This is a genomic window from Mesorhizobium sp. C372A, assembly GCF_030323245.1.
Taxonomy (GTDB): Bacteria; Pseudomonadota; Alphaproteobacteria; order Rhizobiales; family Rhizobiaceae; genus Mesorhizobium.
In genome coordinates this window covers 2,413,198-2,435,000 of sequence record NZ_CP100475.1, presented here as the reverse complement: position 1 = coordinate 2,435,000, position 21,803 = coordinate 2,413,198, and the positions used below count along the sequence as shown (strand labels likewise).

The 21,803-nt window shown below is 63.7% G+C and carries 19 protein-coding genes (1 of these 19 running past the window's edge); 6 read left to right on the top strand and 13 right to left on the bottom strand.

The annotated features are described in order from the left end of the window. Positions 1 to 1,246, top strand: partial view of a M23 family metallopeptidase gene (locus NLY42_RS11570; protein WP_023686664.1) — the 3' portion only. 725 nt of this gene lie to the left of the window's left edge; only the last 1,246 of its 1,971 coding nucleotides appear in the window; its start codon lies beyond the left edge, outside the window; the stop codon is at positions 1,244 to 1,246. A 173-nt stretch (positions 1,247 to 1,419) separates the two neighbouring features. On the opposite strand, the gene NLY42_RS11565 is transcribed toward NLY42_RS11570, so the two are convergent. The 9 genes from NLY42_RS11565 to NLY42_RS11525 form a co-directional block, all read right to left on the bottom strand. Further along, a complete protein-coding gene (locus NLY42_RS11565; protein WP_023686665.1) occupies positions 1,420 to 2,979 on the bottom strand; it encodes an MFS transporter in 1,560 nt (519 codons plus the stop codon). Between the two features lie 101 nt (positions 2,980 to 3,080). Continuing rightward, a complete protein-coding gene (locus tag NLY42_RS11560; protein ID WP_023743066.1) occupies positions 3,081 to 4,598 on the bottom strand; it encodes a L,D-transpeptidase family protein in 1,518 nt (505 codons plus the stop codon). A gap of 292 nt (positions 4,599 to 4,890) precedes the next feature. Next, positions 4,891 to 5,247 carry an MmcQ/YjbR family DNA-binding protein gene (locus NLY42_RS11555; protein WP_023685771.1) on the bottom strand — a complete coding sequence of 119 codons (357 nt, stop codon included), beginning with the start codon at positions 5,245 to 5,247 and terminating at the stop codon, positions 4,891 to 4,893. A gap of 71 nt (positions 5,248 to 5,318) precedes the next feature. Then, positions 5,319 to 7,925 carry an ATP-dependent chaperone ClpB gene (gene clpB / locus NLY42_RS11550; protein ID WP_023754200.1) on the bottom strand — a complete coding sequence of 869 codons (2,607 nt, stop codon included), beginning with the start codon at positions 7,923 to 7,925 and terminating at the stop codon, positions 5,319 to 5,321. A gap of 208 nt (positions 7,926 to 8,133) precedes the next feature. Beyond that, entirely contained in the window at positions 8,134 to 9,129 is a 996-nt protein-coding gene (locus NLY42_RS11545; protein ID WP_023693990.1) for a DUF4167 domain-containing protein, read from the bottom strand. A 304-nt stretch (positions 9,130 to 9,433) separates the two neighbouring features. Further along, the gene (prmC, locus tag NLY42_RS11540; RefSeq protein WP_023748457.1) at positions 9,434 to 10,312 is read right to left on the bottom strand and encodes a peptide chain release factor N(5)-glutamine methyltransferase; all 879 of its coding nucleotides are present in this window, start codon (positions 10,310 to 10,312) and stop codon (positions 9,434 to 9,436) included. Continuing rightward, entirely contained in the window at positions 10,305 to 11,384 is a 1,080-nt protein-coding gene (gene prfA, locus NLY42_RS11535; protein WP_023712842.1) for a peptide chain release factor 1, read from the bottom strand. The genes prmC and prfA overlap by 8 nt, the downstream gene beginning before the upstream one ends. A gap of 8 nt (positions 11,385 to 11,392) precedes the next feature. Beyond that, positions 11,393 to 13,663, bottom strand: a complete 2,271-nt coding sequence (ptsP, locus tag NLY42_RS11530) for a phosphoenolpyruvate--protein phosphotransferase (RefSeq protein WP_023693992.1) — start codon at positions 13,661 to 13,663, stop codon at positions 11,393 to 11,395. 83 nt (positions 13,664 to 13,746) lie between these two features. Further along, entirely contained in the window at positions 13,747 to 15,000 is a 1,254-nt protein-coding gene (locus NLY42_RS11525; protein WP_023685777.1) for an aspartate kinase, read from the bottom strand. A 245-nt stretch (positions 15,001 to 15,245) separates the two neighbouring features. Here NLY42_RS11525 and NLY42_RS11520 point away from each other — a divergent pair, with 245 nt between their 5' ends. The 4 genes from NLY42_RS11520 to NLY42_RS11505 all read left to right on the top strand — a co-directional run bounded on the left by NLY42_RS11520 (position 15,246) and on the right by NLY42_RS11505 (position 18,573). Beyond that, the gene (locus NLY42_RS11520) at positions 15,246 to 17,087 is read left to right on the top strand and encodes a CHASE3 domain-containing protein (protein WP_023751718.1); all 1,842 of its coding nucleotides are present in this window, start codon (positions 15,246 to 15,248) and stop codon (positions 17,085 to 17,087) included. Beyond that, complete coding sequence (locus NLY42_RS11515) at positions 17,084 to 17,383, top strand: antibiotic biosynthesis monooxygenase (RefSeq protein WP_023685779.1); 300 nt, start codon at positions 17,084 to 17,086, stop codon at positions 17,381 to 17,383. The genes NLY42_RS11520 and NLY42_RS11515 overlap by 4 nt, the downstream gene beginning before the upstream one ends. Positions 17,384 to 17,467: 84 nt before the next feature. Then, a complete protein-coding gene (gene ubiG / locus NLY42_RS11510; RefSeq protein WP_023672976.1) occupies positions 17,468 to 18,217 on the top strand; it encodes a bifunctional 2-polyprenyl-6-hydroxyphenol methylase/3-demethylubiquinol 3-O-methyltransferase UbiG in 750 nt (249 codons plus the stop codon). A 23-nt stretch (positions 18,218 to 18,240) separates the two neighbouring features. Then, positions 18,241 to 18,573 (top strand): MmcQ/YjbR family DNA-binding protein, encoded by a 333-nt coding sequence (locus tag NLY42_RS11505; RefSeq protein WP_023685781.1) that lies wholly within the window; start codon positions 18,241 to 18,243, stop codon positions 18,571 to 18,573. A gap of 85 nt (positions 18,574 to 18,658) precedes the next feature. Here NLY42_RS11505 and NLY42_RS11500 read toward each other — a convergent pair whose 3' ends face one another. Continuing rightward, positions 18,659 to 19,549: a DMT family transporter gene (locus tag NLY42_RS11500; RefSeq protein ID WP_023754199.1), complete on the bottom strand. Its 891-nt coding sequence runs from the start codon at positions 19,547 to 19,549 to the stop codon at positions 18,659 to 18,661. A gap of 101 nt (positions 19,550 to 19,650) precedes the next feature. Between NLY42_RS11500 and NLY42_RS11495 the strand changes: the two genes are divergently transcribed. After that, positions 19,651 to 20,136 carry a MarR family winged helix-turn-helix transcriptional regulator gene (locus tag NLY42_RS11495; protein ID WP_023672979.1) on the top strand — a complete coding sequence of 162 codons (486 nt, stop codon included), beginning with the start codon at positions 19,651 to 19,653 and terminating at the stop codon, positions 20,134 to 20,136. A gap of 4 nt (positions 20,137 to 20,140) precedes the next feature. Here NLY42_RS11495 and NLY42_RS11490 read toward each other — a convergent pair whose 3' ends face one another. The 3 genes from NLY42_RS11490 to grxC all read right to left on the bottom strand — a co-directional run bounded on the left by NLY42_RS11490 (position 20,141) and on the right by grxC (position 21,797). Continuing rightward, positions 20,141 to 20,566 (bottom strand): DUF1178 family protein, encoded by a 426-nt coding sequence (locus NLY42_RS11490; RefSeq protein WP_023672980.1) that lies wholly within the window; start codon positions 20,564 to 20,566, stop codon positions 20,141 to 20,143. Continuing rightward, positions 20,563 to 21,429 carry a carbon-nitrogen hydrolase family protein gene (locus tag NLY42_RS11485; protein ID WP_023672981.1) on the bottom strand — a complete coding sequence of 289 codons (867 nt, stop codon included), beginning with the start codon at positions 21,427 to 21,429 and terminating at the stop codon, positions 20,563 to 20,565. The genes NLY42_RS11490 and NLY42_RS11485 overlap by 4 nt, the downstream gene beginning before the upstream one ends. Before the next feature lie 86 nt (positions 21,430 to 21,515). Continuing rightward, entirely contained in the window at positions 21,516 to 21,797 is a 282-nt protein-coding gene (gene grxC, locus NLY42_RS11480) for a glutaredoxin 3 (protein WP_023672982.1), read from the bottom strand. Positions 21,798 to 21,803: the final 6 nt, after the last annotated feature.

Here is a 21,803-nt window from a genome sequence, read left to right as displayed (position 1 = left end):
GATGGCCGGCTCCTACGACGTCAAGATCGTGCCGGAAAACGTCTCGGTGGCGCCGCGCGTCGCGCTCGACGACCAGACCCCGGCTTTCGCCGAGGAAATCATTCCCTTCACCAGGGACCGCGACATTGCCGAGGCTTTCGCTGATTCGGGCTATACGGGCGATGACGCCACCGGCATGGCGGAGGCGATCGGCAAGCTGCTCAACGCACCGGCGCTGAAGGCCGGAACCGTGCTGCGGGTCGGGCTCGAGGTACATGGCGACGCCGCCAAGGTCGTTCGCACCAGCGTCTATGACAAGACAACGCACATCGTCACCATCGCGCTCGACGACCGCGGCCAGTATGTGCCGGCGCAGGAACCGGAGCCGAACCCCGAATTGCTGACCGCGTTCGACGATTCGTCGGCACCGGTGGTGGTGCGCGGCAATCTGCCGAACGTCTATGACGGCATCTACCGCGCCGCCTATTCCTATGGCATGTCGAAGAAGCTGACCCAGCAATTGGTCAAGCTCCTGGCCTCCGGCGTCGACTTCCAGTCCAGGCTCAATCCATCGGACCGCATCGACGTGCTGTTCTCGCAGCCTGACGGCGACGACCAGGCCTCCGACGAATCGGAACTGCTCTATGTCTCGTCGACCTTCGGCGGCCAGACACGCAATTTCTACCGCTTCCAGATGCAGGACGGCTCGACCGACTATTTCGACGAGGATGGATCGAGCGCCGAGCAGTTCCTGCTGCGCAATCCCCTGCCGGCCGGGAAATTCCGCTCCGGCTTCGGCGCCCGCCGACATCCGATCCTCGGTTATGTCCGCATGCATACCGGCGTCGACTGGGCGGCGCCGATCGGAACGCCGATCATCGCCGCCGGCAACGGCACCATCGAAAAGGCCGGCTGGGCCGGCGGCTACGGCAAACAGATCATCATCCGCCATGCCAATGGCTACGAGACCTCCTACAATCACCAGAGCGCCTTTGCCAAAGGCATCGAACCGGGCGTTCATGTCCGCCAGGGCCAGACCATCGGCTTCCTCGGTCAGACCGGCCTCTCCACCGGTCCGCATCTTCACTACGAGCTGATCGTCAACGGCACCAAGGTCGACCCGATGCGCGTGCGTCTGCCGGTCGGCAAGGTGCTGAAGGGCGACGACCTGGTCGCTTTCAAGCGCGAGCGCGAGCGCATCGATGAACTGCTCAAGCAGGAAGACAGCAATCCGCTGAAGGTCGCGAGCGCCAAGATCGAAGGCTAATGCATGTCGCCCAGAAGTGTGCCGCGGCTCTGGGACAAGGACATGTGTCAAAACAAAGACTTAAAGCGCGTCGTATGAATCCGTTTCAGCGCGACGCGCTTTAAGCCGTCACACTCGACGCCGGCGAATCATAATCGCCCCATCAGAGCATTCCGAATCGGGTCGGCTCCGAATCAGGTCGACTGCTCCTCTTCGGCTCGTGACCAAGGCAGCTTTTGCCCCGAAACGGTGGCCCAGGCGATAATAGCGGCAAGGAGGCAAAGCACGGCCGTCACTGTCGACACGGCCGCGAACGCCGCATCGCTGGCGGCGAGCCGTGTTGCATCAAGGTCTGACGCCAGGCCGGCCAATGCCGGTTCTCCGAACCCCGGAATGCCCGGCCTGACGCTGGTATCGAGCATCGTCGAATAGACCCAGGCCGCGAGCGAGCCCATCGCCGCCACAGCAATCAGCCCGCCAATGCGCGAAACCGCATTGTTGATGCCGGAAGCGGCGCCGGTATCCTTGTCCTCGACCGCGGTCATGACCGCCGTCGACAGCGGCGACACCACCAGCGCCATGCCGAGCCCCATCACCGCCATCAGCGGAAAGATACCGGTCCAGAAATTGTGCATGCCGGCATGAGTGAGCAAAGCCAGCCCGGCAAAGGCGATGGCGACCACCAGGCAGCCGCTGGCGATCGGAAAACGCGGACCGATGCGATCCGACCACTGGCCGACGAGACCCGACAGCAGCGCGATCAACGCCGACAGCGGCAGGAAGATGAAACCGACCTCTTTGGTGCTCAGCCCCCATCCGGCGATCAACAGCATCGGCAGGTAGAACAGATTGGCCGACAGCGCGAAATACAGGAAGAAGGTGGCGAGGTTGGCGCCGGCGAAGGCGCCGATCCGAAACAGCTTGAGATCGATCATCGGCTCGCGCTGCCGAAGCTCGAAGACGATGAAGATGATAAGCAGCACGGCGCCTGCGGCGATGCTCGGCCCCGACATCAGCCCGCTGCCTTCGGCGCTCATCGAGGTCAGTCCGTAGGCAAGCGCCCCGAAGGCAAGCGTGGCGAGAGCGGCGCCGCCGAGATCGAGGCTTCGCTTCTCCGTCGGCGCGTCGGCGGGAATCTTGGCCAGCAGGAGATAGATCGAGATCAGCCCGAGCGGCAGGTTGACGGCGAAGATCGCCCGCCAGATACCGCCGCCAAAGGCCGACAGGACGAAGCCACCGAGCACTGGACCGAGCGCCGTCGTCAGCGCCGAGGCGGCGGCCCAGATGCCGATCGCCCGGCCGCGCTCCTTCTTCGGATAGGCCTTGGCGATGATGGCGAGGCTGCCCGGCACCATGATCGCCGCACCAAGGCCCTGAATGGCGCGAAAGGCGATGAGCACCAGCGCATTCGGCGCCACCGCGCAGGCCAGCGAAGCGACGATGAACAACGCAATGCCGGCAACGAAGGCGCGCCTGAGGCCAAACCGGTCGCCGGCGGCGCCGCCGGCCAGAATCAGCGCCGACAGCGTCAGCGCATAGGCGTTGGAAATCCACTGGACCTCGGCCAGGCTGGCGCCGAGGTCGACGCGCATTGCCGGCATGGCAATGGCCAGGATCGACCCGTCGATGAAGCCGAGCGCTGACGCAAGGATCGCCGCAACCAGCACGAACTTGCGCTGCGACTGCGGGCAAAATGTACCGTTGGAAAGCGACCTGGTTAGGGGAACGGCTGCGGCTTCACTCGGAGACTTCATCAGCGCCAGCTTAGACTTGTTGCGGGCCGGCAACAACCAGCCAGCGCCCTGCGCTCATGAATCCAGCTTAGATGTCGGCCTGCCTTATGGGCAGGCCGACATCACTGCGCTGGAGCGCTCACTTGCTCCGCAACATCATCGGCCGAGGGACCGCCGACGAACTCGACGGTGACGCCCGGCGACACCAGCTTGGCCAGTTCACGCGCATCCCAGTTGGTCAGGCGCACGCAGCCATGGCTTTCGGTCTTGCCGATCTTGGAGGGATCGGGCGTGCCGTGAATGCCATAGGTCGGCTTGTCCAGCGCAATCCACACCGAGCCGACCGGGCCGTTCGGACCCGGCGGGATGGTCAGGATCTTGTCGTTCTGGCCCTGCTTGAAATTGATGCTGGGGTTGTAGGTGTAGTTCGGATCGAGCGCGACGCGCGACACCGTATGGGTGCCGGTCGGCGAGGGCGTGTCGGCTGAACCGATGGTGGCCGGATAGGCCGCGACCAGCTTGCCACCGGCGTCATAGGCGAACACCTGCTTCTTGTCCTTGTCGGCGACGATGCGGGCAACCGGCGTCGCCACCAGCCTGCCGAAATTGGCGACCTTGATGATGGTGCCGGGACGGCTGAAGTCGGCCTCGGGATTGAGCCCCTTCAGGTAGTTCTCGTCCATGTGGAACCGTTCGGCCAAGGCTTCGGTGACGGAGGTGTAAGCCATGCGGTCGAGCTGCGCCTTCTGGCTGTAATCCTCCGGTATCGAGGCGACATAAGGCCCGGCCGCGTCTTCGGGCGTGATCGTATAATTGGCGAAAGCATCGCCACCGGTTTGCGCCAGCGCAGCCTGGATGCCGACCGCGTCGGTCGAGCGCAGATTGCTGCCGGTGATCTGGTTATAGGCGGCAAGCGCCTTGTCGACATTGGAGCCGAAGCGCCCGTCGACGACGCCGGGTGAAGCGCCGGCGCGGTCGAGCAGCACCTGCAAGGCGGCTACATCCTGGCGTGCGCCGAGTGAAAGCGAGGGATCGACCACGGTCTTGCCACCGGCTTTCGGCGGCAGCGCGGCCTGGTCGGCGGGCGCCGCCGGTTCGGCGGGATCGATAGAGGCTTCGTTCAGCGGCTGGCGCTTGAGGGGCCGCGGTTCAGCGGATTTCGGCGCTTCCGGATAGGTGTCGCTGTCATTGGCATCATCCTGCGGAGCGGCCCCCAGGAATCTGTCGCTTTCAGGATCGTATTCATCAACCGGCGGGCCGGGGATTCGTCCCTGATCGTCCAGTTGCCTGCGGCGGAAACGCGCCATGTCTTCGGGATCGTCGAGATAGTAGCGGTCGTCGTCTTCGACCGGTGCGCGTCCAAGCTCACGTGCCCGCATTTCCCGGCGCAGCGCGCGGCGGTCGAGCCTGGTCTGCGGCGGCTGGATGGCAATGACCTTGCCGGTCTCGGCATCGACGATGACGCGGTTGCCCCTGGCGTCGTAATAGATGTCGAGATTGCCGTCCTGGGCAAGCACAATGCCGCCGCTATCGGCGGCGCGGACGGCCGGCAGTGCGTTGTCCACAGTCGGCGATGCCATGGCGCTGGACGTGAGCAGCCCGGCGGCGAGCACCGAAAAGGCAAGGATCGTGCGGAACATGGTGGTCAAACTCTCCGGTACTTACAGCGCCGCGCGTCCGTTTGGACGCGCAAAGGACGTTGTAACACTTCATGTCTGCGCATGATCCTTTCCGAAAATCGAATTTCGATTTTCGGGGTCATGCGTAATTGCCGCCGCCCGGCAGTGTTCCCACCAGAACGTTCTCGCCACCGTTTGGATGCGCAAGGAACGCCCTGATCGTCAAAAGCCTGCAGGCAAACCCCTTCGCCAGCAAACCACAACATAAGCTTTCCAACATGAACCGGGCATGAAGATGGCGGATTACTGGTTGCTACAGGCCCAATTCCTTGCGCGTCTGCTTCGTCAGCTTGAGGACGACGAGGCGGTGGCTTTCGCCGAGATAGTCCTTCAGCGCATCATCATCCATGCTCTGGCTTGTCTGACGCTGGATCCATTTCATGCCGCGCGAGGCGAGATAGGGCGCCGGCCGGCAGCCGGGCTGATCCTTCAGCACGTCATAAGCCATTTCAGAGCATTTGAAGGTGACGAAGACGCCACCCTCCCGGTCATGGCCGGCGATGGTGAAGACCTTGCCACCGACTTTCCAGACATCGGCCCCGCCCCACTGCACGACATGCGTCGTCTGCGGCAGCGAGGCGCAGAAGCTGTTGTAGTCGTCCAGCGTCATCTGCACCCCCGTCAAAGGATTGTTGTTTCATAAGAAAATGCCGCGCGTCCGGTCGGACGCGCGGCGTTGGATCAGGCTGCCGCGTCGGTCGGCACCACAGTGGGCCTGGACCGGAAATTCAACCGGTCGGAGCCGGCGGTGACCTTGACGGTCGAGCCGTCGAGTATCTCGCCAAGCAGGATTTTTTCCGCCAGCGGATCTTGCAGGTCCTTCTGCATCACCCGCTTCAGCGGCCGCGCGCCATAGGCCGGGTCGTAGCCCTTCGCCGCCAGCCAGTCGATCGATTCCTGGTCGAGCGACAGTGTGATCTTGCGGTCGATGAGCAGGCTTTCCAGCCGCTTGAGCTGGATCTCGACGATGCGGCCCATATCCTGCCGGCGCAGCCGGTGGAACAGGATCACCTCGTCGACGCGGTTGAGGAACTCCGGCCTGAACGAGGCTCTCACCACGCTCATAACCTCGTCGCGCACGGCATCGACATCCTGCTCTTCGCCGAGATTGACCAGATATTCGGCGCCGAGGTTCGACGTCATGACGATCAGCGTGTTGCGAAAGTCGACCGTGCGGCCCTGCCCGTCGGTCAGCCGCCCGTCGTCGAGCACCTGCAACAGGACGTTGAAGACATCCGGATGCGCCTTCTCGATCTCGTCGAACAGCACGACCTGATAGGGCCGGCGCCGCACCGCTTCGGTCAGCGCACCGCCTTCCTCATAGCCGACATAACCGGGAGGCGCTCCGATCAGCCGGGCGACCGAGTGCTTCTCCATGTATTCCGACATGTCGATGCGCACCATGGCGCTCTCGTCGTCGAACAGGAAATTGGCCAGCGCCTTGGTCAGTTCGGTCTTGCCGACGCCGGTCGGTCCGAGGAACATGAACGAGCCGATCGGCCGGTTCGGATCCTGCAGCCCGGCCCGGGCACGACGCACGGCCTTGGACACCGCCTGCACCGCTTCGCCCTGGCCGACGACTCGCTTGCCGATCTCGTCTTCCATGCGCAGCAGCTTGTCGCGCTCGCCCTGCAGCATCTTGTCGACCGGAATGCCGGTCCAGCGCGACACGATATGGGCGACGTGGTCGGGCGTGACCACCTCTTCGACCATGCCGGCCTTGCCGTCCTGGGCTTCGGCTTCCTTCAGCTTCTTTTCCAGTTCCGGGATCTTGCCATAGGCAAGCTCGCCGGCGCGCTGGAATTCACCCTTGCGCTGGGCAATGGCGAGGTCGTTGCGGGCCGCGTCGAGCTGCTTCTTGAGGTCAGCGGCGAGGCCAAGCTTCTGCTTCTCCGACTGCCATTTGGCGGTGATCTCGGTCGATTCCTCCTCGAGGCCGACGAGTTCCTTTTCGAGACGCGCGAGCCGGTCCTTTGACGCCTCGTCCTTCTCGACCTTCAGTGCCTCGCGCTCGATCTTGAGCTGCATGATGCGGCGATCGATTTCGTCCAGCGCCTCGGGCTTGGAATCGACCTGCATCCTCAGCCGCGACGCGGCTTCGTCGACAAGGTCGATCGCCTTGTCCGGCAGGAAACGGTCGGCGATGTAGCGGTTGGACAAGGTCGCCGCCGCGACCAGCGCCGAATCCGAGATGCGCACCTTGTGGTGCTGCTCGTACTTCTCCTTCAGGCCACGCAGGATCGACACGGTGTCTTCCACCGACGGCTCGTTGACGAAGACCGGCTGGAACCGGCGGGCAAGGGCCGCGTCCTTCTCGACATGCTTCCTGTATTCATCGAGCGTGGTCGCGCCGACGCAGTGCAGTTCGCCGCGCGCCAGCGCCGGCTTCAACAGGTTCGAAGCGTCCATGGCGCCATCGGCCTTGCCGGCGCCGACCAGCGTGTGCATCTCGTCGATGAACAGGATGATGCCGCCGGCCGCCGAGGTGACTTCGTTGAGCACGGCCTTCAGCCGCTCCTCGAACTCGCCGCGATATTTGGCGCCGGCAATCAGCGCGCCCATGTCGAGCGCCATCAACTGCTTGTCCTTCAGCGATTCGGGCACGTCGCCATTGACGATGCGCAGCGCCAGACCTTCGGCGATCGCCGTTTTGCCGACGCCCGGCTCGCCGATCAGCACCGGGTTGTTCTTGGTACGCCGCGACAGCACCTGGATGGTGCGGCGGATCTCGTCGTCACGGCCAATCACAGGGTCGAGCTTGCCGGCGCGGGCATCGGCGGTGAGGTCGCGCGCGTATTTCTTCAGCGCGTCATAGCCCTGCTCGGCGCTCGCCGAATCGGCGGTACGGCCCTTGCGGACGTCGTTGATCACCTGGTTCAGCGCCTGCGCTGTGACGCCGGCCTTGGACAGGATATCGGCCGTCTTGGCCGACTTCTCCATCGCCAGCGCCTGCAGCAGCCGCTCGACCGTGACAAAACTGTCGCCGGCTTTCTTGGCCAATTCCTCGGCGGTCGAAAACACCTTGGCCAGCGGCTGCGCCAGATAAAGCTGGCCGTTGCCGCCTTCCACCTTCGGCATGGCCTCAAGGGCGGTCTCGACGCCAAGCTTGACGTCGCGCACGTTGCCGCCGGCGCGCTCGATCAGCGAGGCGGCCAGCCCCTCATCGTCATCGACGAGGACCTTCAGCATATGTTCGGGAGTGAATTGCTGGTGATTGCGCGAGAGCGCCATGGTCTGGGCGGACTGAATGAATCCGCGGACGCGCTCGGAGTATTTCTCGAGGTTCATATCTGTCTCCTTCCATCACCGGCCCGCTTTGCGGCACCGGATCAGATTGCGGTGACGGACCCGCTCATCCGAGCCGGGTCCAGTTCACGCCAGATATGGGGCGCAAGCCATTGCCGCTCAAGACGTCCGGCTGATGATATTGCATGGCCGAGCAAACGAAAACGGCGGAGATTTCTCTCCGCCGTTTCATCGACTTATGTCTTGTGGGTCAGTTGTTGGCGTCGACGGCGAACGGGTCGCCGGCAGGGCTTTCGGCCGGCGCCGCATCCACCACGTCAACAGCGGCAGCGGTCTCGCCGGCGCCATCCACCACCTGGCCACCACCAGACTGTTCGTCACCGACCTGATCGGCATTGTTGCGCGGGCGGCGCGGACGCCGCGGGCGACGGGCAGCGCCGCTCTCGGCGGCTGCCTCATTGAGTTCGGCCCGGGCGGCAAGAGCCGCCGGCGACAGGTTTTCGTACAGCGGCGCCGGCTCGGAGAAACCGCTCTCGGCTTCGGGCTCAACCGCGGAAACGGTTTCCGCCTGTGCCGGGGTTTCGGTGAAGCGCTGCTGGTCGCCGCGCTGGCCGTTCTGCTCGCCACGCTGGGCAAAGTCGCCACGCTGGTCGTTCTGGCCATAGCCGCCATTGGGGCGGCGGTCACGGTTGCGGCCATTGTTGTCGCGGCCGTTGTTGTTGCGGCCATTATTGTCACGGCCATTATTGTCACGGCCACTGTTGTTCTCGCGGCCGTTTTCCTGGCCGTATGCGAGTTCGGCCGGCGTGCCCTCAATCGTCGGCTGCGGACCGTTGCCGTGGTTCGCCATCGGCGCTTGAGTCTCGCCGCCATTGCCGCTGCCGGCATTGTCAAAATCGTCGCGATCTTCATCGTCGTCGAATTCGTCGCGGTTCTGCGGGGCATTCTGGATCGGCATCTGCGCCTGTGCGGCGGCAATGATGCGGTTGTAGTGCTCGGCGTGCTGGAGGTAATTTTCCGCCATAACCCGGTCGCCGGCGCTTTGCGCATCACGGGCCAGAGTGGCGTATTTTTCGGCGATCTGCTGAGCCGATCCACGGATTTTCACGTCCGGGCCGTTGCTCTCGTAGTTGCGCGTCAGGGGATTTGGGCCCTTGCGGTTGTTGTTGTTGTTATTGTTGTTGCCACCGCCGCCGCCATTGTTGTTGCGACCGCGCATGCGCCTGTTCTGCTGTTGTGGCCTCATAAGACTCTCTTCATTTTGAAATTTTCGAAAAACGTTTCGCGAACGGAGGCGCTCATGCAGCCAGCCGTTTCGTTTCTTCACCGGCGTTCGCCCGCATCAATTGCGTTGGCGCCACGTGTCATCCTGTTCCGGTTACATCACTTGCCGGACGATTCCCGCACGAAGCTTGGGCGTCGTTTGCGCAAGAAGGCAGCTATTTCCAAGGAAAACCGAATCGCTAAGAGCACTGCCTGCTTCGTCTCATCCGGTTAGGGCGGACCCTAGCCGCATTCCCCGGCATTGCCAAGCGCTTTTTTGCACTGCGTCAAGGCTTTCCCTGTTCAAACATAAGAACCCTGTCGTTTCCGCCAAGATCGACAAATGCCCCGGCCAGCCTGTAGCCGGCTGCCGCGAATATGTCTTTGACCTCATTGCGCTGCGTGTGGCCGATCTCGACCGCTATCTTGCCTTCTGCTTCCAGAAACTTTGCCGCCTCGGCGGCGATGATCCTGTAGGGGCCAAGACCGTCCACACCGCCATCAAGGGCTCTGTGCGGATCGAAATCGCGGACCTCGTCCTGCAGATTTCCAATGTCTCCAGACGATATATAGGGAGGGTTTGCGGCAATTACATGGTATCGGCCCGAAACTTTTTCGAACCAGTCGGACTGCAGCCCCACGAACCGGCCGGCGAGTCCGAGTTGCTCGGCATTGCGTATCGCGGTTGCCAGCGCGTCTTGTAAAATATCGACCCCGGTGGCGGTCGCGGCCGGAACCGCGCTGAGCAGCGCCAGCGCAATCGCGCCGGTACCGGTGCCGAGATCGAGGATACGGCATTCCCCCAGCCTTTTGGCCGTCGCGCCGGCAAAAGGCAGGATCGCCTCGACCAGCGTTTCGGTGTCCGGCCGCGGCTCCAGCGTTTCCGGCGACAGCGACAGCCGCAGGCCGTAAAACTCGCGAAACCCGAGGATGCGGTGCACCGGTTCGCCGGCCATGCGGCGCTGCAGAGCAGCGCCGATTGCGGCAACCGCACCCGCATCGACCGTCCGTTGCGGGTCGGCGATCGCCTGCGTACGGTCCGTGCCGGAAAAATGTTCGACGATCAGCCTGGCATCCAGCGCCGGGTCGGAAAGGCCGGCCGCGGCAAGCCGCTCCCGCGCCGCCCGCAACAACGGCCCGAGCGCGCCGGGCAACATGTCAGCCATCGAGGCCGATATCGGCGAGCAGCTTCGACTGATGGTCGGCGATCAGCGCATTGATGACCTCGTCGAGCTCGCCCATCATCACCCGGTCGAGCTTGTAGAGCGTCAGGTTGATACGATGGTCGGTAAGGCGGCCCTGCGGGAAATTGTAGGTGCGGATGCGCTCCGAACGGTCGCCCGAACCAACCTGCGATTTGCGTGACTCCGAGCGCTCCTCGTCTGCCTTGCTGCGCTCGAGGTCGTAAAGCCGCGCACGCAGGATCTGCATGGCTTTCGCCCGGTTCTGATGCTGCGACTTCTCCGCCTGCACCACCATGATACCGGTCGGCAAATGGGTGATGCGCACCGCAGAATCGGTGGTGTTGACGTGCTGGCCGCCCGAACCCGAGGCGCGCATCGTGTCGATCCGGATGTCTTCGGCGCGAATGTCGATGTCGACCTCTTCGGCCTCCGGCAGTACGGCCACCGTCGCCGCCGAAGTGTGGATGCGCCCGCTGGCCTCGGTCGCCGGCACGCGCTGCACGCGGTGCACGCCGGATTCGAATTTCAGATGCGCAAAGACGCCCCTGCCGGAAATGGTGGCGATGATTTCCTTGAAGCCGCCGGCATCGCCGTCGCTGGCCGACACCGTCTCGAAGCGCCAGCCGCGTTCGGCGGCATAGCGCTCATACATGCGAAAAAGGTCGCCGGCAAACAATGCCGCCTCGTCGCCGCCGGTGCCGGCGCGGATTTCAAGGATGGCGTTCTTGTCGTCGGCCGCATCCTTAGGCAACAGCAGGATCTGGATGTCCTTTTGCAGCTGTTCGATACGCGCTTCGACGCCCGGCAGATCTGCCTCCGCCAGGGCCCGCATCTCGGCATCGGTGCCCTTGTCGGCAAGCATCGCCTCGAGGTCGGCTTGCTCGCGCTCGACTGAGCGCAGTTCCCTGACCTTGGCCACCATGTCCTGCAGCTCGGCATATTCCGAGGCCATCTTCACATAGGCATCGGCCGCCGGGCCGGCCGACATCTGCGCTTCGAGCATCTCGAAACGCTTGACGACCTGATCCATACGCTCGCGGGGAAGATTGACCATGGCTAATGCTATAGCGGGATGGAGCGGTCGTCGGCGAAGGCCTGCAGCAGCGCCCGCATCGGCAGCCCTTGAGCTGGCGCCATCAGATTGTCGGCAAAGAAAGCCTCCAATTCCTCCAGTGGCAGTTCGGTCAACATCGCCTTGACCGGGCCGATCGAGGCTGGAGACATCGAGATCGAGCGGTAGCCAAGGCCGATCAGCGCCATGGCGGAAATAGGTTTTCCGGCAAGCTCGCCGCACAGCGTCACCGGCGTGTGGTTGCGAACCCCGGCGTCGGCGATCTGCTTCAGAACCCGCAGGAAAGGCGTCGAAAGCGTGTCGAAGCGGTCGGAGAGCTGCGTGTTCCCCCGATCGACCGCCATGACGAACTGGAACAGGTCGTTGGAGCCGACCGAGACGAAATCGACCGCCTTCATCAACTCGTCGAGCTGGAACAGCAGCGACGGCACTTCCAGCATGGCGCCCACCTTGAGGCTGGTCGGCAGATGGTGGGCAAAGCGGGAGAGATGCCGCACTTCGCGGTCGATGATCTCGCGCGCCTGGGCGATTTCGCCGAGTTCGGTAACCATCGGCAGCATCAGCTTCAGTTCGCGCCCGCCGCAGGCCTTCAGCAGAGCGCGGATCTGGGTCCTGAGCAGACCCGGCCGGTCGAGCGTCAGCCGGATCGCGCGCCAGCCGAGCGCAGGGTTTTCTTCCTGGATGGCGCCCTTGAAGTAGGGCAGCACCTTGTCGCCGCCGATGTCGATGGTGCGGAAGGTGACCGGCTTGCCGCGCGCCGCGTCCAGCACGTCGCGGTAGAGCCGCTCCTGCGCCTCGGCACGCGGGAAGGTCGAGGCGACCATGAACTGCAATTCGGTGCGGAACAGGCCGATGCCGGCGGCACCCGCCTCGGCCAGCTGCGGCAGGTCGACGGCCAGGCCCGCATTCATCAGCAGGTCGACCTGGACGCCGTCCTTGGTCACCGACGGCTTCTTGCGCAGTTCCCGGTAGACTTCCTGCCGGCGCGCCCGGAAGCGCACTTTTTCGGCATAGGCAGCTTCGAGGTCGGGCTGCGGCCGCAGATGGATGGTGCCTTCCTCGCCGTCGACGATGATGGCATCGCCGTTTTCCGCCATGGAAACGGCGCCCTTCATCTGGCCGGCGACCGGAATGCCCATGGCGCGCGCTACGATGACGACATGGCTGGTGGCAGCGCCGTCTTCCAGCACCACGCCGCGCAGCTTGTCCCTGGGATAATCAAGCAGTTCGGCCGCGCCCATCGAGCGCGCGACCAGGATGGCATCCTTCGGCAGTGACGCCGCGACGTCGTCAGGCCCGCGCCCCATCAGCTGGCGCAGCAGCCGGTTGGCGAGATCGTCGAAGTCGCTCATCCTCTCGCGCAAATAAGGATCGGTCATGTGCAGCATGCGGGCGCGCATGTCGCTTTGGACCTTTTCCACCGCCGCTTCCGCTGTCAGGCCGTTGCGGATCGCCTCTTCCAGCCGGCGCACCCAGCCGCGGTCGTTGGCAAACATGCGATACGCTTCGAGCACCTCGCGATGTTCGCCCTCGAAGGCGACATCGCGCCGCTCCAGCATGTCGTCGATAGAAAGCCTGAGCGAACCGAGCGACGTCTCCAGCCGGCGCACCTCTTCCTCACTGTCCTCGTTGAACAGATTGGTGACGACGATGCGTGGCTCATGCAGCACGACATGGCCGAGGCCGACGCCCTCGTTGAAGGACAGGCCGGTAAAGCTGACGGGACGGCGCAGATCGAGTTCGAGGCCGGGCCGGGTCAGGCGAGCGAGATCGCCGGTGGCGATCATCTCGGCGATCACCATGGCGGTCGTTTCCAGCGCCTCGACCTCGTCGTCGCGGTAGTGGCGCATGGTCTTGTTCTGCACCACCAGCACGCCCAGCGTGCGCCCTGCCCTTAGTACCGGCACGCCGAGGAAGGAATTGTAGATCTCTTCGCCCGTCTCCGGCAGGTAGGCGAAGGCCGGATGTTCCTGTGCATTGGAGAGGTTGAGCGGCCGCGCGCTCGCGGCAATGGTGCCGACGAGGCCCTGCCCCAGCCGCAGTTGCGCCAAATGGACGGCGTTCGGGTTCAGACCTTCGGTGGCATAGAGTTCGAGCACCGAATCGGCGCGCAGCACATAGAGCGAGCAGACCTCGGCGACCATGTTGGAGGCGATGTCGCGCACGATCCGGTCGAGCCGCTCCTGCGGCTCCAGCGGCTCCTGCATGAGCTCGCGGAGCCGTTTCAGCAGAACGCGCGGGCCGCTGGCCGTATCACGCATCGCGGCTTCTTCTCCAATGGGCATTTTGCCCGCCGCAGTTTCCACTGCGACCGGCGCACACGCAACAACTCAAATCGCTCTCGCTACTGCTTATCCAGACCGTACACGGAATGCAAAGTACGAACCGCGAGTTCCGTGTAGGGACCGTCAATCAGTATCGAAATCTTGATCTCGGAGGTAGTGATGGCGCGGATGTTGATCGCCTTGTCGGCCAGCGCCTTGAAAGCGGTGGCGGCCACACCGGCATGGCTGCGCATGCCGATGCCGATGACCGAAACCTTCGACATGCCGGCTTCCGACTGCACCACGTCATAGCCGATCGAAGCCTTCAGACGCTCCAGCACGGCCAACGCCTTGTCCACGTCGCCGGACGGCACGGTGAAGGTCATGTCGGTGAACTTGCCGTCCTCGGAGATGTTCTGGACGATCATGTCGACATTGATGTTGGCCTCGGCCAGCGGGCCGAAAATGCCGGCGGCAACGCCCGGGCGGTCGCCGACGCGGCGCAGAGAAATCTGCGCTTCGTCCTTGGCGTAGGCAATTCCGGTGACGACCTGCTGTTCCACGATCTCTTCCTCGTCGCAAATGAGCGTTCCCGGAGGATTGAGCAAATCCCCCATTCCGGGCGCATCGGGATCGTCGAAGGACGACCGCACGAACGTACGCACCCTGTGCACCATGGCAAGCTCGACCGAGCGCACCTGCAAGACCTTGGCGCCGAGCGAGGCCATTTCGAGCATTTCCTCGAACGAAATCTTGTTGAGCCGCCGCGCCTTCGGCTCGATGCGCGGATCGGTGGTGTAGACGCCGTCGACATCGGTGTAGATGTCGCAGCGATCGGCCTTGACCGCCGCGGCAATGGCCACCGCGCTTGTGTCGGAGCCGCCGCGGCCGAGCGTGGCGATGCGGTTGTCCGGGCCGATGCCCTGGAAGCCGGCGACGACAGCCACCTGGCCCTCGCCGAAGCGCTTGATCAGGAACGCGCCGTCAATGTCGAGGATGCGCGCCGCGCCATGCGCGTTGTCGGTCTTGATCGGGATCTGCCAGCCCTGCCATGAGCGGGCGTGCACGCCCATATTCTGCAGTGTGATCGCCAGCAGGCCGGCAGTCACCTGCTCGCCCGAGGCGACCACGGCGTCATACTCGCGCGCGTCGTGCATGGGCGAGGCTTCGCGCGTCCAGCCAACCAGTTCATTGGTCTTGCCCGCCATCGCCGAAACCACGACAGCGACCTCATGGCCGGCATCGACCTCGCGTTTGACGTGACGCGCCACATTGCGGATGCGGGCGATGTCGGCGACGGAGGTTCCGCCGAATTTCATCACGATGCGCGCCATGGAAGCGAAATGCCTTTGACTGAAGCCGGCCCAGGACCGAAAGGGGAAGTAAGCGCTCGACAGAAGCCGGCCGCTGAATGCGCGCCTCCTTAGCCAAATGATCACGGTTTCGCAAGGCTGGCGGCGGATGCCGGCTTCAGGATCGCGGCATATTGCGTTCGGCCCCGCCGCCGCTTACCAAATGCTGCCCGCGGGAAACTCCTTTTGGTCCGGCATATCGAATGATTGTTCGCCTTCGACGCGCCATGCGGTGGCAATCGCTGCCGCTGTTCATCGGCTTCGCCGTGCTGGCGTTGATCGTCGGCACACGCGCCGTGCTGGTCGAGACCCAGAGAGCCAATCGTGAGGCCGCGCGCGAGGCGGTCGAGTATCAGGAATTGCTTTCCGGTTTGCTTGCGATGGCTCAGGAGGCCGAGACCAGCCAGCGCGGCTATCTCCTGACCGGCGAGAAATCCTACCTCCAGCCTTATCGGCAGGCGGTCGACGCCATTCCGGGCCAGCTTGCCCGCATCGACGGCATGACCGCGCCGGACGACGAACTCGTGCAGCAGATCAACCACGTCAAGGACGCGCTTTCACAAAACCAGGCCGAATTGGCTGAGACGATTGCACTCTACGATCGCGGCGATGCGGCAAAAGCTCTGGAACTGGTCCGCAGCGGCCAGGGCAAGGCCGCCATGGACCAGATCCGGGCAAGCATGGACACGATCCGGCGCATTGGCGGCGCAGCCATCGCCGCGCGCGACGCTCATACCGACCGGGTCGAAAACTGGCTGCGAATCGGCTCGATAGCGGCGCTGCTGGCGATCTTCCTGCTTGGCGCCTACACGGTTCGCCTTTCGCGCCGCCGGTTCCGCGCAGTGGCGATCGCCCAGGAAGAGCTGATGCGCAAGAACATCGAGCTCGGCAACGAAATCCAGACGCGTGAAAAGGCCGAATCGCAGATCCGCCAGATGCAGAAGATGGAGGCTGTGGGCCAGCTGACCGGCGGTATCGCCCACGATTTCAACAACATGCTGGCGGTGATCATCAGCGCCATGAACCTCGCCCAGCGCAAGCTGACGCGGGGCGAGCACGACATCATGAAATTCATCGAAGCGGCGACCGATGCGGCGACCCGGGCCGCAAACTTGACGTCACGGCTGCTTGCCTTCTCGCGCCAGCAGCCGCTCGCGCCTCAGGTTGTAGACGCCAATCGTCTGGTCGCCGGCATGTCGGACCTGCTTCGGCGGGCGCTTGGCGAAACCCTCCGCATAGAAACCGTGCTGGCTGGCGGCCTGTGGAAGACCCATGCCGATCCGAGCCAGCTCGAAAATGCCATTCTCAACCTGGCGGTCAATGCGCGCGACGCAATGGGCGAGGACGGCAAGATGACCATCGAGACCGCCAACAGCCACCTCGACGAGGGCTACGCCGCCACCCATGCCGAGGTCAAAGCCGGCCAGTATGTAATGATTGCGGTCAGCGACACCGGCGCCGGCATGCCGGCGGACGTCATGGAGCGGGCTTTCGAGCCATTTTTCACCACCAAGCCAGTCGACAAGGGCACCGGCCTCGGGCTGAGCCAAGTGTTCGGCTTCGTCAAACAGTCCGGCGGACACGTCAAGATTTACTCGGAACCCGGCCAAGGCACCACGATCAGAATCTACCTGCCGCGCTTCTTCGGCCCGGAAGAGGCCGCCATATCTTCGGAACGAGCCGGAAATCCTGCCGTGCCGGTCACCGAAACCATCCTTGTCGTGGAGGACGATCCACGCGTGCGGGCTTCCACCACGGATGCCATGCGCGAACTCGGCTACACCGTCATTCATGCCGCAAGCGGCCAGGAAGCGCTGGAAAAGCTGGGCGACAACCCTGGTGTGGCGCTCATGTTCACCGATATCGTCATGCCGGTGATGAATGGGCGCAAGCTCGCCGAGGAGGCGCTGGCGCGCATGCCGAAGCTGAAGGTGATCTTCACCACCGGCTTCACCAGGAACGCCGTCGTCCACAATGGCGTGCTCGACCATGACGTGCATTTCCTGGCCAAGCCCTTCACCATCGAGCAGCTGGCGGCGAAATTGCGCGACGTGCTGGACGCAAGATGACCGAGACCCTGGAAATCGTCACCTTTCGCCTCAAGCCTGGAGCGGAAGCGGCCTTTGCCGCCGCCAACAACCTGGTCGCCGACTGGCTGGCGCGGCAACCTGGTTTCGTAAACCGCTGCCTGGCGCGGCGGGACGATGGCGGATGGGTCGATGTGGTGCGCTGGCGAAGTCGCGAGCAGGCTCTCGCCGCCGCGGGCCGCATCATGGCCGAGATCGGCGATTGCGAAGCGATGCGGGCCATCGATCCCGCAAGTGTTGCGATGGAACATTCGGCAATTGTGATCTCGAGGCCATAGGTCGACTAGCCAGCAGTCGCAAAAACCGTCCTTGACTTTCTTGCCCCGGCACCCGACTTCCTAGCGTCCGAGGAGACCCGCCCCATGCCAGAGGCCCGACGATCGACAATCGATGCCGGAGAAGTGGAACGCTTTTCCGCGCTTGCCGCCGAATGGTGGAACCCGAACGGCAAATTCCGTCCGCTGCACAAATTCAACCCGGTCCGGCTTGCCTATATCCGGGACCAGGTGGCGGCGCGCTTTGGCCGCGATCCGCGGGCGGCGCGGCCGTTCGAAGGCCTGCGTTTCCTCGATATCGGCTGCGGTGGTGGGTTATTGTGCGAGCCGATGGCAAGGCTTGGAGCCGAAGTGGTCGGCGCCGACGCCTCGGCAACCAACATCGAGGTGGCGAAGCTGCACGCGGCCGAAGGCGGCGTGACGGTGGATTATCGCGCTACGACCGCTGAGGATTTGGCCGATTCCGGCGAGAAATTCGACGTCGTCCTCAACATGGAAGTCGTCGAGCATGTTGCCGATGTCGACCTGTTCATCGGCAAGTGCGGCGAGATGGTCAAGCCCGGCGGCATCATGTTCGTGGCCACCATCAACCGCACGCTGAAGGCACTGGGCCTGGCCATCATCGGCGCCGAATATGTGCTGCGCTGGCTGCCGCGCGGCACCCACCAGTTCGGCAAGCTGGTGCGGCCCGAAGAGCTTGAAAAGGCGCTCGGCAGCGCCGCCATGACCATCATCGACCGCACCGGCGTGACCTACAATCCTCTCGCCGACCGCTGGGCACGCTCCAAGGACATGGACGTCAACTATATGGTGCTGGCGGAAAAACGATCGGTCTGAACGAAGGGGCGGCCGTGGACACTATGAGGGCCCGAGAGCTGGCGCTCGATCTTCCCGAAACGGTCGAGCAATCGCATTTCGGCAAGGCTGACTTCCGCGTCCGCAACCGTATCTTCGTCTCGCTGCCCGAAGCCGACCGTGCTGTCGTCAAGCTCGACCGGGACCAGCAAGAGATGATGGCCGCGGCTGAGCCATCGGTTTTCAGGCCCGTGACAGGCGGCTGGGGCCAAAAGGGATGGACGTCGATCATGCTCGAAGCCTGCGACGAACAGACATTCCGCAGCGCCGTTCGGACGGCCTGGCGAAACGTCGCCCCGCCGGCGCTACGGAAGCGCCTCGACGCGAGCCAAATTTAAGCTTGAGCAGTTCGAGGAAAAGTGTGAAGCGGTTTCCCGGGAAAGCGCATAGCGCTTTGCCTAGGGAATTGCGTAAACAAAGAACCTATGCCTTCTGGCTCTGCGCCTTGGTGGTGATGATCACGCCGATGGTGATGATCACCGCGCCGGCCCAGGTCAGCAACTGGTAGTGCTCGCCGAGGAAGATGGTTCCGGCAAACAGGCCGACGGCCGCCGCCACATAGCCGATCTGGCTGAGATAGACCGGACCGCCCACGGCCTGCAGCCGGAAGAAGAAGGCAAACATCGCCGAGGCCGAGGCGACCTGCGCCACGACGACCAGCGGCACGGCGCCAAGCGGGGCGAAGGCGCCGACCCCGAACAGCGTGAGAATGCCGATCAGCAGCAGCGTCGCCGAGGCCAGGTGGCTGCCGACGGCCAGTTCGATCGGACCGGTGCCTTCGGGCCAGTCGACGGTGCGATAGATATTGCCGGCGGCAAGGCTGACCGGGATCAAAAGTCCGGCCAGCACCCAGTAGACATCGGCAGGCTGGCCGGCCTCGCCGCGAGTCACCGCCACCATGACGGCGCCGATGAAGCCGACGGCGATACCGATACTGCCGAGCGTATTTGGCCGTCGAACGCCGAGCAGGATCGAAAACACCAGTGTGATGACCGGCGACAGCGTGAACATGATGCCGGTATAGCCGGCGCCGAGATGCGGGATAGCCGAAAACATCAGCAGATTGGGCACGGCGTAGGACACGGCGGCGGTGATGAAGAAATAGCGCAGTCTGTGCGAGGTGAGCCGCATGCGCTCGCCGTTCGCGAGCAACGCGCACAGCAGCACGCCCCCGGCGCCGAACGAGATGACGAAGGCCCAGACCATGGCCGGAACGCCGACAGCCGTCGCCAGCTTGCCGAACGGCAGGGTCAGGCCGAGCAGGCCGCCGGTGACGACCAGCAGGCCAAGCGCCGATTCCCAGAGAAATTTCATCGGATGGTCCCGTCACTCACTTGCGGCACTGGGTCGAAACTGTATCTTGAGGTAGCATACCACAAAGATTCTTAACGTCAAGATACTTAGCGGTGAGACAGATGGATCGCGCGGCAAAGGCGGTGGAGCAATGGAAGCGGGAACGGCCGGACCTGGAGGTGTCGCCAATGCTGGTGCTTGGGCGGCTGAACGAAGCCTCGTCGCTAATCGCCCGCGAGCGCCTCGCCCCGCTGTTTGCCCGTTTCGGACTGCAGGCCGGCGAATTCGATGTGCTGGCGACGCTGCGCCGCTCCGGCCAGCCCTACGCGCTGACACCGACCGCTCTATACGAGGCGACGATGGTGACCTCTGGGGCCATGACCAACCGGCTCGACCGGCTGGAGAAGGCCGGACTGATCCTGCGCGGCCCGCACCCCAACGACCGGCGTGGCATTGTCGTGCAACTGACCGAAAAAGGTCTGGCCTTGATCGACGAAGCCCTGACCGCCCACGTCGCCAACGAGCATGAAATCCTCGCCGGGCTCACCGGCACGGAGCGGGGGGCACTGGCTCAGTTGCTTGGCAAATTGATCGATAGCGCCAGCTGATCGCTCAATTGCGCTCCTCGGGAAAACTCGGGATCGGCATGAAATCGATGCCATCCTCGGCCAAGCTCTTGGCTTCGTCCAACGTCGCCTCGCCATAGATGCCGCGCGCATCGCTCTCGCCGAAATGGATCTTGCGCGCTTCTTCGGCAAACTTGTCGCCGACATAGTCGGCATTCTCGCGCACCTTCTCGGCCATCGCCTTCAGTTGCGCCAAAGCCTGCTTCTGGGTTTCGCCCATGGCCAGCGCAATTGTTTCCTGCTTCCGCGCGGTGGAGACGGCTGGCGCCATCAGCGCCTTTTGCACCTTGTGCGAACCGCAGCTCGGGCAATCGACGAAGCCGCGCTTCTTCTGCGTGTCGAAATCGTCATTGCTGCGAAACCAGCCCTCGAATTCGTGCTCGTGCTCGCAGATCAGGGCAAAGCGGATCACGAAGCCGCGCCCCTGAGCCGCGGCGCTTCCACTGCGCCGGCATTGACGGCAAAATCACGCGCGTTCTTGAGATTGGGGATTTTCTTACGCGCGGCCGACGACTGCGCCGTGTCGATCTCGGCGATGATCACCTCCGGATCGTCATGGTCGGCCTCGGCGAGAATTCGACCCCATGGGTCGACGATCAGCGAATGGCCATAGGTTTCGCGGCCATCCTCATGCAGGCCACCTTGTGCTGCAGCAACCACATAGGCGCCGTTCTCGATGGCACGGGCTCGCAGCAGCACATGCCAGTGCGCCTCGCCGGTCTGGCGGGTGAAGGCGGCAGGCACCGACAAGAGGTCGGCGCCGGCCATCGCCTCGGCGCGGAACAGCTGTGGAAAGCGTAGATCGTAGCAGACGGCAAAGCCGAGACTAGCGCCGTCGATCTCGGTGACGACGGCCTCGGTGCCCGGCTCATAGGCGGCGGATTCGCGCCAGCTCTCGCCATTGTCGAGGTCGACATCGAACATGTGGATCTTGTCGTAGGTGGCAAGGGTGGCGCCGTCCGGCCCAAACAGCAGCGCCCGGTTGGCGAGCTTGCCGTCGGTGCGCAGGATGGCGGTCGAGCCGATGTGCAGGAAGACGCCGAGTTCGCTGGCGAGCTTGCGCGCGGCCGCCACGACGATGTCCTTGTCTTCCAAGGTGAAGGAAGCAGCCCTGGCTTCCTTGTCGCGGATCAGCGCACCGGTCATTTCCGGGGTCTGGATGTAGGTTGCACCGAGGCCTGCCGCTTCGCGCACCAGCCGTTCGAGATCGACCGCGTTGCGCTCGGGGCTCTCGCCCGAACGCATCTGGATCGCCGCCGCCTTGAAAATACCCATCGTCACGTCCTCTTTGAGCAATTCCAGGAAAAGTATGTAACGGTTTTCCGTCCGGAATTGCGTAAAAACAAAGACATAGAGCGGCGCTACGAACCGCTCTTTGTCGTCGAGCCGTTGGCAAGCAGCCTATCCAGCTGCCCCCGTGCCTCCAACTCGTGGAGGTCGTCGGAGCCGCCGACATGCGTGTCGCCGATGAAAATCTGCGGAAAGGTCGAGCGGCCATGCGCCCGCGAAATCATTTCCTGGCGCAATTCCGGCGAAAACGAAGCGTCATGCTCGGTGTAGGCGACGCCCTTGCGGTCGAGCAGCCGCTTGGCCGCCGCGCAATAGCCGCACATCATACGGGTGTAAATCGTCACATCGAGCATCGGTCC

What these genes read in the sequence shown, in the direction of transcription:
- prfA (WP_023712842.1), bottom strand. Translation starts at nt 11,384, where the DNA reads ATGGTCAATCTTCCCCGCGAGCGTATGGATCAGGTCGTCAAGCGTTTC.
- NLY42_RS11485 (WP_023672981.1), bottom strand. Translation starts at nt 21,429, where the DNA reads ATGGGTATTTTCAAGGCGGCGGCGATCCAGATGCGTTCGGGCGAGAGC.
- NLY42_RS11560 (WP_023743066.1), bottom strand. Translation starts at nt 4,598, where the DNA reads ATGTTCCGCACGATCCTTGCCTTTTCGGTGCTCGCCGCCGGGCTGCTC.
- NLY42_RS11525 (WP_023685777.1), bottom strand. Translation starts at nt 15,000, where the DNA reads ATGGCGCGCATCGTGATGAAATTCGGCGGAACCTCCGTCGCCGACATC.
- NLY42_RS11565 (WP_023686665.1), bottom strand. Translation starts at nt 2,979, where the DNA reads ATGAAGTCTCCGAGTGAAGCCGCAGCCGTTCCCCTAACCAGGTCGCTT.
- NLY42_RS11545 (WP_023693990.1), bottom strand. Translation starts at nt 9,129, where the DNA reads ATGAGGCCACAACAGCAGAACAGGCGCATGCGCGGTCGCAACAACAAT.
- NLY42_RS11520 (WP_023751718.1), top strand. Translation starts at nt 15,246, where the DNA reads ATGCGGTGGCAATCGCTGCCGCTGTTCATCGGCTTCGCCGTGCTGGCG.
- ptsP (WP_023693992.1), bottom strand. Translation starts at nt 13,663, where the DNA reads ATGCGTGATACGGCCAGCGGCCCGCGCGTTCTGCTGAAACGGCTCCGC.
- clpB (WP_023754200.1), bottom strand. Translation starts at nt 7,925, where the DNA reads ATGAACCTCGAGAAATACTCCGAGCGCGTCCGCGGATTCATTCAGTCC.
- NLY42_RS11495 (WP_023672979.1), top strand. Translation starts at nt 19,651, where the DNA reads ATGGATCGCGCGGCAAAGGCGGTGGAGCAATGGAAGCGGGAACGGCCG.
- NLY42_RS11555 (WP_023685771.1), bottom strand. Translation starts at nt 5,247, where the DNA reads ATGACGCTGGACGACTACAACAGCTTCTGCGCCTCGCTGCCGCAGACG.
- prmC (WP_023748457.1), bottom strand. Translation starts at nt 10,312, where the DNA reads ATGGCTGACATGTTGCCCGGCGCGCTCGGGCCGTTGTTGCGGGCGGCG.
- NLY42_RS11505 (WP_023685781.1), top strand. Translation starts at nt 18,241, where the DNA reads ATGAGGGCCCGAGAGCTGGCGCTCGATCTTCCCGAAACGGTCGAGCAA.
- grxC (WP_023672982.1), bottom strand. Translation starts at nt 21,797, where the DNA reads ATGCTCGATGTGACGATTTACACCCGTATGATGTGCGGCTATTGCGCG.
- NLY42_RS11500 (WP_023754199.1), bottom strand. Translation starts at nt 19,549, where the DNA reads ATGAAATTTCTCTGGGAATCGGCGCTTGGCCTGCTGGTCGTCACCGGC.
- NLY42_RS11515 (WP_023685779.1), top strand. Translation starts at nt 17,084, where the DNA reads ATGACCGAGACCCTGGAAATCGTCACCTTTCGCCTCAAGCCTGGAGCG.
- ubiG (WP_023672976.1), top strand. Translation starts at nt 17,468, where the DNA reads ATGCCAGAGGCCCGACGATCGACAATCGATGCCGGAGAAGTGGAACGC.